Annotated in this window: 11 protein-coding genes; 6 read left to right on the forward strand and 5 right to left on the reverse strand. The window is 65.0% G+C overall.

Annotated features, from left to right (window positions below):
- Positions 1–92: 92 nt before the first annotated feature.
- Together DSM100685_RS05510 and trpS are read right to left on the reverse strand one after the other, a co-directional pair.
- A complete protein-coding gene (locus tag DSM100685_RS05510) occupies positions 93–1,523 on the reverse strand; it encodes an ATP-binding protein (protein WP_152350352.1) in 1,431 nt (476 codons plus the stop codon).
- A 291-nt stretch (positions 1,524–1,814) separates the two neighbouring features.
- A complete protein-coding gene (gene trpS, locus DSM100685_RS05515; RefSeq protein WP_152350353.1) occupies positions 1,815–2,915 on the reverse strand; it encodes a tryptophan--tRNA ligase in 1,101 nt (366 codons plus the stop codon).
- A gap of 140 nt (positions 2,916–3,055) precedes the next feature.
- On the opposite strand from trpS, the gene DSM100685_RS05520 reads away from it, so the two are divergent.
- Entirely contained in the window at positions 3,056–3,421 is a 366-nt protein-coding gene (locus DSM100685_RS05520) for a DUF3073 domain-containing protein (protein WP_152350354.1), read from the forward strand.
- A 94-nt stretch (positions 3,422–3,515) separates the two neighbouring features.
- Here DSM100685_RS05520 and DSM100685_RS05525 read toward each other — a convergent pair whose 3' ends face one another.
- Positions 3,516–3,968, reverse strand: coding sequence for a sterol carrier family protein (locus DSM100685_RS05525; RefSeq protein ID WP_152350355.1), 453 nt, complete (start codon positions 3,966–3,968; stop codon positions 3,516–3,518).
- Positions 3,969–4,256: 288 nt separating this feature from the next.
- On the opposite strand from DSM100685_RS05525, the gene DSM100685_RS05530 reads away from it, so the two are divergent.
- From DSM100685_RS05530 to ilvA, 5 genes are all read left to right on the forward strand, one after another.
- Complete coding sequence (locus tag DSM100685_RS05530; RefSeq protein WP_152350356.1) at positions 4,257–6,710, forward strand: glycogen/starch/alpha-glucan phosphorylase; 2,454 nt, start codon at positions 4,257–4,259, stop codon at positions 6,708–6,710.
- 601 nt (positions 6,711–7,311) lie between these two features.
- Positions 7,312–7,761 carry a nucleoside deaminase gene (locus tag DSM100685_RS05535; protein ID WP_152350368.1) on the forward strand — a complete coding sequence of 150 codons (450 nt, stop codon included), beginning with the start codon at positions 7,312–7,314 and terminating at the stop codon, positions 7,759–7,761.
- 411 nt (positions 7,762–8,172) lie between these two features.
- Positions 8,173–10,590: an alpha-galactosidase gene (locus DSM100685_RS05540; protein WP_152350357.1), complete on the forward strand. Its 2,418-nt coding sequence runs from the start codon at positions 8,173–8,175 to the stop codon at positions 10,588–10,590.
- 243 nt (positions 10,591–10,833) lie between these two features.
- A complete protein-coding gene (locus DSM100685_RS05545; RefSeq protein ID WP_152350358.1) occupies positions 10,834–12,687 on the forward strand; it encodes an alpha-glucosidase in 1,854 nt (617 codons plus the stop codon).
- 177 nt (positions 12,688–12,864) lie between these two features.
- On the forward strand, positions 12,865–14,130 hold the full coding sequence (gene ilvA, locus DSM100685_RS05550) for a threonine ammonia-lyase (protein ID WP_152350359.1): 1,266 nt from the start codon (positions 12,865–12,867) through the stop codon (positions 14,128–14,130).
- A gap of 132 nt (positions 14,131–14,262) precedes the next feature.
- On the opposite strand, the gene DSM100685_RS05555 is transcribed toward ilvA, so the two are convergent.
- Positions 14,263–15,018 (reverse strand): Sir2 family NAD-dependent protein deacetylase, encoded by a 756-nt coding sequence (locus DSM100685_RS05555; RefSeq protein WP_152350360.1) that lies wholly within the window; start codon positions 15,016–15,018, stop codon positions 14,263–14,265.
- A 96-nt stretch (positions 15,019–15,114) separates the two neighbouring features.
- The coding region (locus DSM100685_RS10850; protein ID WP_205730730.1) for a hypothetical protein at positions 15,115–15,467 on the reverse strand (353 nt) is incomplete at its 5' end.

Raw genomic sequence — 15,467 nt, forward strand, 5'->3', positions numbered from 1 at the left:
TTGACTGAACCCTTTTCGTATCTTCCTGTTTCCTGAAGCGGTGGTTCGGCCCGGTTCCCCTAGGTCGGACCGCCGCTTTTTGCTATGCGTGCCTACACCCTATTGCCATACAGATCGTCAGCCGTGACGAATGCCATGCGACCATCCCCGGTGTATTTGACGGCGGTTGCCGCACTGACGGGTTCCTTGGTGAACAGCATGAGCCGGGTGCCATCCGCGGGATACCCCGGTACCAGTCCAACGCGTTCGTTCAGCTGCGCGAGCACTTTGGTCTCATTGATCGCATTGCGCCATTTGCATTCCCCAAGCACGATCTGCCGGCTGGACGGATCCGCGGCGATGACGTCGATGTCCGTTTGTTCATGGGCGATGGGGTTGTTGCCCCACCATTTGCCGAACTTCGTGGCGATGAACGGCAGCCTTCCCGCGGCATTGCTGCGTATGAGCCACTGCAGACAGACGGTTTCGAACTGTTGGCCCACGTAGGTGTCGAACGCCGGGCCGAACGCCAGTTTGCGTGCCACGGCTTCGCTGATCCCGCTCTCGATGATGCCGGCGTTGCGGCCGACGAACCGGAACCAGTATGCGAAGAACGGGTCGGCGATGTCGTACATGCCCTTGCGGGATTTGCTTGGGTCGTCTCCGAACGGCACTTTGCGTTCGATGAGCTTCAGCTCGATCAGGGTTTTCAGGTATCGGTTGATCACAGCCGGATCCGTCCCCGCATGCTCTGCGATGAGCTTCGGCGTTGCATTGCCCCCGGCGATGGATTGCAGGATGGAAAAGTAGAGCGCCGGTTCGCGCAGCTCCTGTCGCAGCAGCATGATCGGCTCCTCGCGCAGTGCCCCGAGACTGTCGAAGCACAGGCGCAGAACATTGCTCTCAAAGCCGTCATTCTCCCTGAGGCGAGCCAGATAATACGGTGTTCCGCCAAAGGTGGTGTAATACCGGATCAGGTCCTTCGGCTCGGTGTTCGGCAGGAATTCCGCCGCGTCCGCATAGTCGAACGGCAGGAGTCTGATCTGGGCGGTCCGGCGGCCGTAGAGTGGGCTTTTCCGTCCCAACACTTTGCTTTCCATGAATCCCTCGTTGCTGCCCGATAGGATCAGGGTGACATTGGTGCCGAGGAATCCGTGGTCAATGGCTATCTGCAGCGCCGACGGGAGAGACGGTTCGGCAGCGGCGGCGTAAGGAAACTCGTCGAATACGAGCACGAATTGCTTGTTGCCGTCGGCCTTGGCCCGTTCCGTAACGAACGAGAAGGCATCTGTCCATCCGGCGAAGGCGGGGGTTGATTCGGGCATGTCGAAAAAAGCGCAGACAGCTCTGGAGAAGTCGGCGAGATTCAGTTTGGCGCTTTGCTGCAGCGCCGTAAAGTACAGCACGCGCTTGTTTTTCACAAATTCATCGATGAGGAAGGTCTTGCCCACATGTCTGCGCCCGTACAGCACCACCATCTCGAACCCGGTGCCTTGGTAAAGACGTTCCAGCGTGTCCAGCTCGTGCCTGCGCCCCACGAACATCGGTGGCCCCTGCCTTCCCTCGCGCCATATTAACTAACTTACGATTAAGAGTATCACGAGTTAGTTATTTGCCGACAGATACCGAGGGATGCCGAGAGGCGCGGCAATGACCAAGCCTGCGCGTTCGGCCCGGCGTTCCCGCGGGCCAAATCGTCGCTTCCATGCGGAACGCCGTCTGTCGCGCAGCCAACTCCCCGGTCGGGGGGGGCTGTTGTCGCCATAACGATCGAGGGGCGGCAAACCGGACCCATGCCGGCTCAACCGCCCCTCAGTCCGTTGTCGCGAAACGCTTCAGTACTTCATGCCCATGGCCTCGCGCACCTGGTCGAGGGTTTCCTCGGCGATCGCGTTGGCGCGCTTGTTGCCGTCCTCGAGGATGTCGCGCACGGTGTCCATGTCCTTGGCCAGCTCGGCGCGGCGCTCGCGGTGCGGGGCGAGGAAGTTGTTCACGGACTCGATCACGTACGCCTTGAGCGCGCCGGCGCCCGCGTCGCCGATCTCGGCGGCGATGTCCTTCGGGTCGCGGCCGGTCACGAGGCCCGCGGTGGTGAGCAGGGCGGAGACCTGCGGGCGGGCGATCGGGTCGAACGTGATCCTGCGCTCGGAGTCGGTCGGGCTCTTCTTGATGAGCTTGGCGGTCTCCTCGGCGGTGGCGCCCAGCATGATCGAGTTGCCGTAGGACTTGCTCATCTTGCGCCCGTCGAGGCCCGGGATCTCCGGCGCGTCGGACAGGATGGCGGCCGGCTCCGGGAACACCGGGTGCTTCTTGGCGTAACGCTCGTTGAAGCGGCGGGCGATGGTGCGGGTGATCTCCACGTGCGGCAGGTTGTCCTTGCCGATCGGCACCACGTTGGCCTTGCAGAACAGGATGTCGCACGCCTGATGCACCGGGTAGGTGAGCAGCAGGCCGGTCAGCGCGTGGCCGGAGGCCTCCATCTCGGACTTCACGGTCGGGTTGCGGTGCAGCTCGGCCTCGGTCACGAGCGAGAGGAACGGCAGCATGAGCTGGTTCTCGGCCGGCACGGCGGAGTGCGTGAAGATCATGGTCTTCTTCGGGTCGATGCCGGCGGCCATGTAGTCGAGCACCAGGTTGAGCACGTTGTCCTGAATGTGCTCGGTGGTGTCGCGGTCGGTGATGACCTGATAGTCGGCGATGATGATGTTCGTATTCACGCCGCGGTTCTGCATGGCCACGCGCTCCTTGATGGAGCCGAAGTAGTGGCCCAGATGCAGGCGGCCGGTGGGACGGTCGCCGGTGAGCATGGTGAACTTGCCCGGCTCGGCCTCCAGCTTGGCGAGCGTCGCGTCGGATCGCTTCTTCGCCGCCAGGAAGCTCGCGCTCATTTCGTTTCCAGCCGCCGTCAGCTGCGTCTCGGTCTGCTCGTCAGTCATCGACTGCCCCTTGTTTATGTGTAAGAACGGTACAAAAGTTCGCTTTTATGGTAAAAGTTCAAGCCGACAACCTAACAGGTGGTATCCTCTTCTGTGATGAATTGATCGAAACTCGAGAATCGTAAAGTCAGGGGATCAACATGGGTCGCGGACGTCAGAAAGCAAAGCAGCAGAAAATTGCCCGTAAGCTCAAGTACCTGACAACCGATACCGATTACGACGAGCTCGCCAAGGAGCTCAGCTCGCAGGAGGTCGGCACCGGTTCGTTCGATCCGTTCGCGGACGTCGAGGAAGCCGATCAGGAGCGCGCCGCCGGTGCTGCGGACGCCGCTTCGCAGACCTCCGACACGCCCGAAACCGCGGATGATCTGGACGAGTATGCCAAGTGGGCCGCGGAGGCCGCCGCGAAGGCGACGAGCGGGGAGATGCCGAAGGTGAAGGCCGTGCCGAAGCCGCACAAGCCCATCCCCATGCCCATTCCGAGCGCCCTCAAGCCCAAGAAGTGATCGTCGACGGCGCAAAAGTTGCAGAACCGGTCGCATAGGCGGCCGAATCCGTGCGTTACGCGCCCGAATCTGCAACTTTTGCGGTGCTGGCCCATCAAAGCGGCAGCAGGTCGCTCAGATCGTCGCGCTCGCCCACGGCGGTGATGCGTCCGGCGTCCTTCTCCTCGGACCATGCGGTTACGCCCGCGGCCAGCCGCAGCCACACGTCCGGCTCCAGCTCGATCACGTCCGGCGGGGTGAGGTTGTGCGGATCCGAGGCCGGGCCGTCCAGAATCTTGATCGCGCCCCACGGGGCCACGCGCACCTCCACGCCCTCGCCGGGCGCGCGCCACTCCAGCAGGAACAGCGAGTAGCGCACGGCCATCGCCCATACCGGCCGCGGCAGATCGGGGCTGATCGTCAGCCGGTGCGCCAAGCCGGCCCTGTCTGCCCTGCCCGCACCCGGTTCCCCGTCGCCGCCCTCGTTCATCAGCGCCGCCGCGGCCTCTCGCCACCGTTCCCAAGCCGTGCGCCCTTTGTTCAAATCCTGCTGCCGTAGTACCGTCATAAGTGACATTGTGCGACGAAGCGAGGTCATCATCACGGCGAACCGGCGGCGGAAGCGCCCGGACGGCTCGGCGCCGGGCATTCCGCAAGAGCGCAGGCAAACTACATAATGACAACGGTTTCATAGGTGAAATATGGTGTGTTGCCAAGATTTGTCGCTACACTTGATCACTAAGAGTGAGAACGTTTGCGCAGCGTAACGTAGAGTTCATTCCATCGTTTGTCTGCCGACACCTCAACGAGGGCATAATTACTCTTGGAACATATTGCAACGAAAGAGAGTCATCACATGACCGAAATCACTGCACCCAAGTCGCCTGTCACGACTGCCGAGTTTGCTGACGGCATTCGCGAACAGCTCAAGTACGGACAGGGCGTGACCCCCGAGCAGGCCACCCCCGCCGACGTCTACGTCGCTTCCTCCCTCGTCGTTCGCCACTACCTGCAGGACGCGTGGTTCAAGACCCAGCAGGACATGGTCAACGGCAAGACCAAGGCCGTCGGCTACCTTTCCGCCGAATTCCTGATCGGCAAGCAGCTGCGCAACGCCCTGCTCAACGCCGGCATGCTGGACCAGTTCGACGAGGCCGTCGAGAGCCTGGGCTTCGACCCGCAGACCGTCGTCGACGCCGAGTACGAGCCGGCCCTCGGCAACGGTGGTCTGGGCCGTCTGGCCGCCTGCTACGTCGATTCCCTCGCCTCCCTGGGCGTGCCCGCCTTCGGCTACGGCATCCAGTACCGCTACGGCATCTTCCGCCAGGAGTTCGACTCCGAGGGCCGTCAGGTCGAGAAGCCGGAATACTGGCTCGCCAACGAGGAGCCGTGGGGCCACGTCGACTACAACCGCTCCCAGAAGGTCTCCTTCGGCGGCACCGTCGTCGAGGAGAACGGCCGCAAGGTCTGGAAGCCGGCTTGGTCCGTGCGCGCCGTCCCGGTCGACTACATGGTCCCGGGCTACGCCTCCGGCCGCGTGGACACCCTGCGCCTGTGGTCCGCCCGTTCCTACGACGAGTTCGACCTGCTCACCTTCAACAAGTCCGAGTATCTGGACGCCGTCAAGCCCAAGGTCGAGGCCGAGAACATCTCCAAGATCCTCTACCCGGAGGATTCCACCCCGCAGGGCAAGCGCCTGCGCCTCGAGCAGCAGTACTTCTTCGTGGCCGCGTCCATCCAGGACGTCATCCGCGTGTTCTACCCGGGCCAGAGCAACCCGGACCTCACCACGCTGCCGGACAAGATCACCTTCCAGCTCAACGACACCCATCCGGTCATCGGCATCCCGGAGCTCATGCGCGTCCTCATCGACGAGTACGGCTACGACTGGGCCACCGCGTGGGACATCACCACCAAGACCTTCAACTACACCTGCCACACCCTGCTGCCGGAGGCGCTCGAGGTCTGGCCGGCCGACCTGATCGGCGAACTGCTGCCGCGTCATCTCGAGATCATCAACGAGATCAACGATCACTTCCTCGAGGAGCTCAAGGGCAAGACCCGCGACAAGGAAAAGATCGAGCGCATGCGCATCGTCACCAACGAGGAGAACCCGAAGGTCCGCATGGCCTACCTCGCCACCGCGGGCGGCTCCCACGTCAACGGCGTGGCCGAGCTGCACTCCCAGCTGCTCAAGGACGTCACCCTGCGCGACTTCTCCGACCTTTACCCGGACAAGTTCACCAACGTGACCAACGGCGTCACCCCGCGTCGCTTCATCCGCCTCGCCAACCCGCGCCTGTCCAACCTCATCACCGAGGGCCTCGGCACGGACAAGTGGCTGAGCGACCTCGAGATGCTCAAGGGCCTCGAGCCGCTGGCCAAGGACGACGAGTTCGTCAAGAAGTTCGCCGCCGTCAAGCAGGCCAACAAGGAGGACTTCGCCGCCTATGCCAAGCGCGAGTACGGCTTCGAGCTCGATCCGAACACCATGTTCAACTCGATGATCAAGCGCCTGCACGAGTACAAGCGCCAGAGCCTGAAGATCCTCGCCCTCATCGCCAAGTACGCCGACATCAAGTCCGGCAAGGTCTCCGTGGACGACGTGCTCCCCCGCACCGTCATCTTCGGCGCCAAGTCCGCCCCCGGCTACTACCTGGCCAAGATGACCATCCAGCTCATCAACAACGTGGCCCGCGTCGTCAACAACGACCCGGACATCAAGGGCAAGCTGCACGTCTACTACCCGTGGAACTACAACGTGCGCCTCGCCCAGCACCTCATCCCGGCCACCGACCTCGACGAGCAGATCTCGCAGGCCGGCAAGGAGGCCTCCGGCACCGGCAACATGAAGTTCGCCCTCAACGGCGCGCTCACCGTCGGTACGCTGGACGGCGCCAACGTCGAGATCCGCGAGCGTGTGGGCGCGGAGAACTTCTTCCTCTTCGGCATGACCGTCGACGAGGTCGACGCCCTCTACGCGCAGGGCTACCACCCGGCCGTCTACTACGAGCGCGATCCCCGCCTGAAGGCCGCCATCGACATGGTCGCGGACGGCACCTTCTCCAACGGCGACCGCAACACCTACGCGCCGCTCGTCGCCGACTGGCTGACCAAGGACTGGTTCATGACCCTGGCCGACTTCACCGCCTACTGCGACATCCAGGGCGAGATCGAGGCCCTCTACCGCGATCCGCTCGAGTGGAACCGCAAGGCCCTGCTCAACGTGGCCAACTCCGGTTACTTCAGCTCCGACCGCGCGATCCAGGATTACCTCGACAAGATCTGGCATACCGGTCCGCTTGCGTGATTGCGGAGCGTCATCCGCGTTGCGGGAGACTAGACGTACCGTCGTACGCCTTCGCCTCCCGCACCTTGCGGACGCACGCGCAATCCCGCTTGCGCAGCTCGCCGACTGACGGCGTGTATGCCGCCTTTCCTCAGGCTCGACGTACTTTTGTACGCCTTCGCCTTCGGACGGCGGTCTCCACGCACGTCAGTCGACGTGCTCCGCTTGTGTGACTGATAAGGTGCATGCCGACTGACTCGGCTGGCTACTTGAAGGGCGGCCTCTGAATGCAAATATGCATTTGGAGGCCGCCCTTCGCCATGTTTGCGCTCTTCCGTTCACTGTTGCACGTCATTCGTTCCAACCTGCGCCCCGCGAATTGCAGATTGGAACGAATAGAGCCGAAACGGTCGTCTGAGAGGTCGGTTTTGTGGTCATTCGTTCCAATCTGCGTGTGGATGGGCTCAGGTTGGAACGAATGGGACCAAACCGGTCGTTGGAAAGGCCGGTTTTACGGTTGTTCGTTCCAACCTGCGCGCAGAAGGACGTAGGTTGGAACGAATGCGCTCGGCCGGTCGGCAAAAGGGGAATGGTTCGTCCAGCTGGTAGCGTGGCTGGCATGATGACCAATGCCGAAGCCATGAGGGATGCGCTCGAACTGGCCGCTCGCGCCGCGCATGCCGGGGACGTGCCGGTCGGCGCGCTTGTACTGGACGCTTCCGGTGCGGTGATCGGCCGCGGCTTCAACACCCGCGAGGCGCACGGCGATCCGCTCGCCCATGCGGAAATCATCGCCATGCGCGAGGCGGCCCAATCCCGAGGCGACTGGAACCTCGCCGACTGCACGCTCGTCGTGACGCTCGAACCGTGTCCCATGTGCGCCGGCGCATGCATGCAAACCCACGTCGGCCGCATCGTCTTCGGCGCGTGGGACGCTAAGCTCGGCGCATGCGGCTCGGTGTGGGACATCCCCCGCGACCCGCACGTCGGTCACGCGCCCGAAGTGTACGGCGGCGTGCTGGAATCCGACTGCGCCCGCGTCCTCGCCGAGTTTTTTGCGGCCCGGCGGTGAAGCTGGACGCTACTTGCCTTTCCTAGGGCAGATTTGGCATGTCGCGGACATCTACTTGCCCTTCCGAGGGCATCGCTCGGGCCGTATCGCCGTTGTGCACTCATCCAAAACGTTGGAATTGCGTCCCGCACCACGCGAAATATGAGCGGTTGTCCTCGCGGAGATGCCCTCGGAAGACCGAGTGGATGTTCGCAAAGCCCCGGATCCGCCCTCGGAAGGCGGAGTAGCCGCGCAACAATGATGGAAACCGCGAGTGAACGAAGAGCAAGCTGCGACGTCCGCTGATGGATTTGCCGTCGCGCCCCGGGAAACGCGCCCGGGTGAGACAACTCAAGCCCGCAGCCCGTACGATGGAATCGGCAGCAGACATTGAACGGCGTTGAGCAAATCCTACCGACGAAGGAGTCCCGCATGGCCGACACCAATCCCATCGTTTCCCGTTTCACCGGTACCGCGCATGACGGCGAGCCCGTCGCCGCCGTCTATCTTGCCGACCCGCAGTCCGGTGCGGCGCTCGGCCTGGCGTTCCACGGCGGCGAACTGCCGCGCATCATCCACTGGGGGCGTCCGCTCGCCGCGCCGGAAACGCTGCTCGACGCCTACGACGCGCTCAACCCCCAGCGGGTCTCCGGCGCGCTGGATTGCACCCCGTGGCCTTCCGTGATGCCCACGCAGGCGGAGAGCTGGATCGGCGAACCGCGCCTCGTGCTGCGCCGCGGCGGCGTTGAAATCTTCCCCAAATTCACGGTGACCGGCATCGAGCTGTCCGACGGCGGCAGTGACGATGACCCCGGCGCAGTCGACGTCACCGTGGACTTCGATTCCTCGACCGGTCCTCAGACCGTTACGGACGCCTCTGGCCGCACGCGCACCACCGGCCCGTCGGAAGTGCCCGGTGTGATCGTCCACGCCGAAGACGCCGAACTGGGCGTGGGCCTTGACTGGCAGGCACAGATCGTCCCCGGCGGCCTCATGCGCCAGCGGGCCACGGTCCGCAACCTGTTCGGCGGCGGGGACGACCACGCGGATCGCGGCGCCGATCGCGGCGCGGAACCCCTTGAGATCGGCAAGGTTGAGCTCGGCTTCCCCGTGCCCGCCACGGCCACCGAGATCCTCACCGCCACCGGTCACCATCTGCGAGAACGCTCCCCGCAGCGCCAGCCGTTCACCGTGGGACGGTTCGCCAAGCCGCAACTCGCCGGCCGCCCCGACTTCGACGCCAGTCTGCTGCTCACCGCGGGCGTGCCCGGTTTCGACTTCACGCACGGCGAGGCGTACGCGGTGCATGTGGCGTGGAGCGGCAACTCGGAGCTGTCCGCGGAGCGTCTGCCCTACACGCAAGGCGTCATCGGCGGCGGCGAGGCGCTGTTCGGCGGCGAGATCACGCTGGGCGGCCCAAGCGGCGAAGCCGCCGTGCAATCCGCACCGCCCGCGCAGTCCTACGAAACCCCGTGGCTCTACGGCTCCTTCGGAGACGGCCTCAACGAGATCGCCGCGCGCTTCCACGAGTACGTGCGCTCCCGCCATCCGCGCCTGTTCGCACACGGCCGCCCGGTCATCCTCAACACGTGGGAGGCCGTCTACTTCCAGCATGATTTCGACACCCTCAAGGCCCTCGCGGACAAGGCCGCGGCTTCCGGCGTGGAGCGTTTCGTGGTGGACGACGGCTGGTTCGGCTCCCGCCGCGACGACACCTCCGGTCTGGGCGACTGGCAGATCGCGCAGGACGTGTGGCCCGACGGCCCCAAGTCCCTCAAGGCGCTCGCCGACTACGTGCACGGCCTCGGCATGCAGTTCGGCCTGTGGTTCGAGCCGGAGATGGTCAACCCCGATTCGGACACCGCCCGCGCGCATCCCGACTGGATCCTCGCCCCCGCGCCCGGCCGTCTGCCCATGCAGGGCCGCAGCCAGCAGGTGCTCGACCTCACCAATCCGGACGCGTTCGCCTACATCTTTGGTGCGATGGACGGCTTGGTCTCCGAACTCGGCATCGACTACATCAAGTGGGACCACAACAAGCTCGTCACCGAAGCCGTCTCGCCGCGCACCGGCAAGCCCGCCGTGCACGCGCAGACGCTCGCCGTCTACCGCATCTTCCGCGACCTCATCCGCAGCCATCCGGGACTGGAGATCGAAAGCTGCTCGTCCGGCGGCGGCCGCGTGGATCTGGGCATCCTCGAATACGCGAGCCGCATCTGGGCGTCCGACTGCGTGGATCCGGTCGAGCGCGCGGACATCCAGCGCTACACCTCGCTGCTCGTGCCGCCGGCGATGATCGGCGAGCATGTGGGCGCCTCCCCAGCGCACTCCACGCATCGCGCCACCAGTCAGGAGCTGCGCATGGCCATGGCGTTCTTCGGTCACATGGGCATCGAATGGAATCTGCTCAAGGAGCCCGAGGCGGCGTTGGATGAGCTTGCCGTGTGGGTGGATGAGTACAAGCGTCACCGCGACTGGTTCGTGGGCGGGACCGTGGCGCATGGGGACGACGCCGATCCGGCCGTGCGTCTCGACGGCGTGGTCCGCCCCGACCGCGCGGAAGCCGTCTACCGCTTCACGCAGCTCACCACCGGCCAGACCTATCCCGCCGCGCCCGTCCGTCTGCCCGGTCTGGATCCGTCCCGCGTCTACCGCGTCACGCCGCTCGCCCCCTGCCTCGGTCTGGCCGATCCCGCCAACCCCGCGGGCATCGCCAACGGTCAGAGCGCGCTGGGCTGGTGGACCGCCGATGGCGTGCGCATGACCGGTGAGGCGCTCGAACGGTACGGCGTCCGTCCGCCGTCGCTGCACCCCGCGCAGGCCGTCCTGTTCCGGGTCGTGGCGGAATAACGATTCGGCCGGGGCCCCGCAACGGGTTTCGCCCCTAACGGCATGCCTTCTTTGTCTTCTTTGTGGACAGGGAGCGCCCACTCCCCGTCCATGAGGGCTCGGATCGGCCATTTTCCAAGGGTTTTATCCGATCTGGACGGGGAGTGGGCGCTCCCTGTCCGTTTGCCGCACCCAATATCAAACCGGTTCGATATACTGGCGAACAACGCGTTATCCGTGATCGCAGCGACCAAAGGAGTTCCCATGACCACACCCCAGCGCACAGCAATCCCCGATTCCGTCCGCACCAACGGCGCCACGCCGAACCCGTGGTGGGCCAACGCCGTGGTCTACCAGATCTACCCGCGCTCATTCCAGGACACCAACGGCGACGGCTTCGGCGACCTCAAGGGCATCACGTCCCGACTGGGCTACCTCGCCGACCTCGGCGTGGACGTGCTGTGGCTCTCCCCCGTCTACAAGTCCCCGCAGGACGACAACGGCTACGACATCTCCGACTACCGCGACATCGACCCGCTCTTCGGCACCCTCGCGGACATGGACGAGCTCATCGCCAAGGCCCACGAGCGCGGCATCAAGATCGTGATGGACCTGGTGGTCAACCACACCTCCGACGAGCACGCGTGGTTCCAGGCCTCCCGCAATCCCGACGACCCGCACGCCGACTGGTACTGGTGGCGTCCCGCACGTCCCGGCAAGACGCCCGGCACGCCCGGCGCCGAACCGAACGAGTGGGGCTCCTACTTCGGCGGCTCCGCATGGCAGTACGATCCCGAACGCGGCGAGTACTACCTCCACCAGTTCTCCAAAAAGCAGCCCGACCTCAACTGGGAGAACCCGGACGTGCGCCGCGCGGTGTACGACATGATGAACTGGTGGCTCGACCGCGGCGTGGACGGCTTCCGCATGGACGTGATCACCCTGATCTCCAAGCGGGTCGACGCCAACGGCAAGCTGCCCGGCGAGGACGGCTCGCTCATCCCCGACCTGCCCGTGGGCGAGGAGGGCTACTCCAACCCGAATCCGTTCTGCGCCGACGGCCCGCGTCAGGACGAGTTCCTCGCCGAGATGCGCCGCGAGGTGTTCGACGGCCGCGACGGCTTCATGACCGTGGGCGAGGCGCCCGGCATCAGCCCCGCCCGCAACGAGCACATCACCGATCCGGCCAACGGCGAGCTGGACATGCTCTTCCTGTTCGAGCACGTGGACTTCGACTGCGACGGCGTCAAATGGAAGCCGCGCCCGCTCGATCTGCCGGCGCTCAAGCGCATCATGGCCGACTACCAGCATGCCGTGAAGGACCGCGGTTGGACCGCCCTGTTCGACGGCAACCACGACCAGCCGCGCGTGGTCTCCCGCTGGGGCGACGACTCCACCGAGGAATCGCGCGTCGCCTCCGCCAAGGCCCTCGCGCTCACGCTGCACATGCACCGCGGCACTCCGTACGTCTATCAGGGCGAGGAGCTCGGCATGACCAACGCGCACTTCACGTCACTGGCCCAGTACCGAGACCTCGAATCGCTCAACGCCTACCGCCAGCGCGTCGAGGAGGCCCGCGTGCAGAGCGCCGAGTCGATGATGGCCGGCCTCGCCGCCCGCAGCCGCGACAACGCGCGCACGCCCATGCAGTGGGACGATTCGCGCTACGCCGGATTCACTGCGCCGGACGCTCCCGCCGAGCCGTGGATCGCCGTCAATCCGAACCGCACGTCCATCAACGCGGCCGCCGAGGTGCATGATCCCGACTCGGTGTTCGCGTTCTACAAGCGCCTGATCGCCCTGCGGCACGAGAACCCCGTCGTCGCGGCCGGCGATTGGACGCCTCTCGCCCCGGACGATCCGCAGGTGTACGCCTTCGCCCGCTCGCTGGACGACGGGGACGGCGCGCATCGCCTGCTCACGGTCGTGAACCTCTCCAAGGAGCCCGCCGACCTGCCCGCCGACGTGGTCGCCCTGCTGCCGTCGAAGGGCCACTCGCCGGAGTCCCCGCTCGCCGTCGACCGCGTCGTGATCGCCACCGGCTCCGACGCCGAGGCCGTCACCGCGCTCGCCTCCGGGCATCTCGTCCCGTGGCAGGGCTTCGTGGTACGGCTGTAGGCGGCGCTCCCGGTCCGACGTGCGCCTGATCCTCGTCGTTCCGGGCGAGAGCCGCGAGCCGAAAGGCCCTTCGCCCTCGTTCGGGATGATGCGGGCAGGCGGGCGGTGTGCATGACGTCTTCCCCGCAAATGGACACGAGCCCGCTCCCCCGGCCTCGCGCGCCTACAATGGCCCGCATGGAGCAGAAAGACGTCCTCAAAGCATTGCAACGTGACCACGCCGCCGAGCTCAAGCTCGCGGCCCAGCGGCTCAAGGGCACGGCCCGCCACACGGCCATCATCCCCTCCCCTGCGCTGTCCGAGATGACCGGGCACGAGATTCTCCTCAAGCCCGAGAACCTGCAGGTGACCGGCTCCTTCAAGATCCGCGGCGCCTACAACAAGATCGCCTCCCTCACGGACGAGGAGCTCGCCCGCGGCATCGTCACCGCGTCCGCCGGCAACCACGCGCAGGGCGTGGCCTATGCGGCCCGTGAGCGCGGCGCCAAGGCGACCATCTGCATGCCGCAGATCACTCCCCCGCTCAAGGTGGACGCCACCAAGGCGTACGGCGCCGACGTGGTGCTGCACGGCGACGTGTTCGACGAGGCCGCCGCGTACGCGCAGGAGCTCAGCGAGAAGCAGGGCATGATCTTCGTGCCGCCGTTCGACGACTACGAGGTCATCTGCGGCCAGGGCACCATCGGCCTGGAGATCCTCGAGGACGTGCCGAACGTGACCGACGTGGTCGTGCCGCTCGGAGGCGGCGGTCTGGGCGCCGGCGTGGCGCTCGCCATCAAGACGTTCAAGCCCGAGGTGCGCGTGATCGGCGCGATCCCGGAGGGCTCCCCCGCGTGGAAGAACTCCTTCGCCGCGCATCGCGTGGTCGAGGCCGAGCAGGTGTCCACCTCCGCCGAGGGCGTGGCCGTCAAGCACCCCGGCGACCTGCCGTACGCGCTGCTCAACGAGTTCCTGGACGATCTGGTCACCGTCACCGAGCGCGACATCAACGAGATGATCCTGCTCATGCTGGAGAAGCACAAGCTCGTCGTGGAGGCCGCCGGCGCGGTGTCGCTCGCGGCGCTGGAGCACCTCAACCTGCGTTCGCGCAAGTTCGCCGCGGCCCCCGGGCCGCATGTGGTCGTGCCGATCATGTCCGGCGGCAACATCGACACCGTGACCATGGGCGCGGTGATCCAGAAGGGCATGATCGCCCGCGGGCGCATCATGAACTTCGAGGTCGAACTGCCGGACACCCCCGGCCAGCTCGTCAAGGTCGCCACCCTGCTCGCCAAGGAGCGCGCCAACGTCATCCAGCTGGACCACGACCAGTTCAAGGCGTCCAGCCACTACACCAACGCGGTGTCCCTCGGCGTCACGGTCGAGACCAACGGCCCCGACCACATCGACCGCATCCTCGCGGCCCTGCGCGAGGCCGGATTCCAGCCCAAGCGCATCTACTGACCGGGCTGTGCCGGCATTGCCGACATTGCCGGCATTGTCGACAAACTTGTGATTTTCGCCCTCTGAAGCCGTCGAATTCCTTCGAATCGGGCGCTCAGAGGGCGAGAATCACAAGTTTGCGACGCCGGCCCGTTATTGCTCCGCCGCGATCGTCTCGTCCACGAGCTTCGGCAGCGCCGTCGCGATGTCCTCGTGGATGAGACGCGTGGCCAGACGGTCGTACTGCGTGCGGCCCATGTTCATGATCGTGATCGGCACGCCGTCCTGCGCGGCCACCGGCACCAGGCTCGCCGCCGGGAACACTTCGAGCGTGGAGCCGATCACCCAGAACTCGTCGGCCTTGGCGATGCGCGCCATCGACTTCTCCATGGCCCCGTCCGGTAGCATTTCGCCGAAATAGACCACGTCGGTCTTGATGAGCCCGTTGCAGGGCATGTCGCCGCGGTACTTGAGCTTGCGGTGGCAGTGCGGGTCCGGCTCCTCGTCCAGTCGCGCCATGATGTCCGCCGTGTTGTACTTCGCGTGGCACTTCATGCAGTGCGAGGTGCCGATGGTGCCGTGCAGGTTCACGATCACGTCGTCGCTGTTGCCGGCCTTCTCGTGCAGGGCGTCGAAGTTCTGCGTGGCCAGCAGCGTGAGCATGCCGGCCCGCTCCAGCCGTGCCAGCGCCTTGTGCGCCTCGCCGGGCTGCGCGTTCCACACCGGCGACTCCTTCTGCCAACGCCATGAGTACTCGCGCGCCTCCTTGTCGGTGAGGAACGCGTCGATGTCGTAGACGCTCATCTGGTCGGGGTGCTTGGTCCAGACGCCGTCCGGGCCGCGGAAATCGGGAATGCCGGCCGAGGTGGAGATGCCGGCGCCAGTCAATACTGCGATTTTCTTGCTCATACCCATAGGTATACGCGCTTTGCGCGGCGCCGGGGCAGCGTTCCGTTGCTCTGGGAAGTTTCGCCGATTGTTCCTCGCCTATTGTTCACTGACCCGTCATATTCGTTTACCCAGCGGTGATGCCGGCGGCGATAAGCTTGATATTGGAAGTTGCCGGACCGTTCCGACACGCCGATGATTCGCTGTGTTTCCAACGGTTTGCGGTTCTTCTTTGTATGCCGATTTGCGTAGATGAACCGGTTCGTGTAAATTAGCCATCTGTTGCCGCTCAGCACTGCGGTCTGATTCAAAATCATGAATTTGATGCAAGGTGTTGATGTGTGCGTGGTTTGAGAACTCAAGAGCGTGTTTGTACTGCTTGTTTAGACAAGTTTTTTGATTGCCAGTCCAATCCCCGCCCGTCCGGTTTGCGCCGGGCTGGTCCATGAGAGTGGGGTGATGGGGGTTGG

The organism is Bifidobacterium avesanii, from assembly GCF_009299475.1.
Taxonomy (GTDB): domain Bacteria; phylum Actinomycetota; class Actinomycetes; order Actinomycetales; family Bifidobacteriaceae; genus Bifidobacterium; species Bifidobacterium avesanii.

Bases quoted from the DNA above. Each gene is read 5' to 3' on its own strand.
- DSM100685_RS05555 (WP_152350360.1), bottom strand. From the start codon at position 15,018: ATGAGCAAGAAAATCGCAGTATTGACTGGCGCCGGCATCTCCACCTCG.
- ilvA (WP_152350359.1), top strand. From the start codon at position 12,865: ATGGAGCAGAAAGACGTCCTCAAAGCATTGCAACGTGACCACGCCGCC.
- DSM100685_RS05510 (WP_152350352.1), bottom strand. From the start codon at position 1,523: ATGTTCGTGGGGCGCAGGCACGAGCTGGACACGCTGGAACGTCTTTAC.
- DSM100685_RS05535 (WP_152350368.1), top strand. From the start codon at position 7,312: ATGACCAATGCCGAAGCCATGAGGGATGCGCTCGAACTGGCCGCTCGC.
- DSM100685_RS05520 (WP_152350354.1), top strand. From the start codon at position 3,056: ATGGGTCGCGGACGTCAGAAAGCAAAGCAGCAGAAAATTGCCCGTAAG.
- DSM100685_RS05540 (WP_152350357.1), top strand. From the start codon at position 8,173: ATGGCCGACACCAATCCCATCGTTTCCCGTTTCACCGGTACCGCGCAT.
- trpS (WP_152350353.1), bottom strand. From the start codon at position 2,915: ATGACTGACGAGCAGACCGAGACGCAGCTGACGGCGGCTGGAAACGAA.
- DSM100685_RS05530 (WP_152350356.1), top strand. From the start codon at position 4,257: ATGACCGAAATCACTGCACCCAAGTCGCCTGTCACGACTGCCGAGTTT.
- DSM100685_RS05525 (WP_152350355.1), bottom strand. From the start codon at position 3,968: ATGACGGTACTACGGCAGCAGGATTTGAACAAAGGGCGCACGGCTTGG.
- DSM100685_RS05545 (WP_152350358.1), top strand. From the start codon at position 10,834: ATGACCACACCCCAGCGCACAGCAATCCCCGATTCCGTCCGCACCAAC.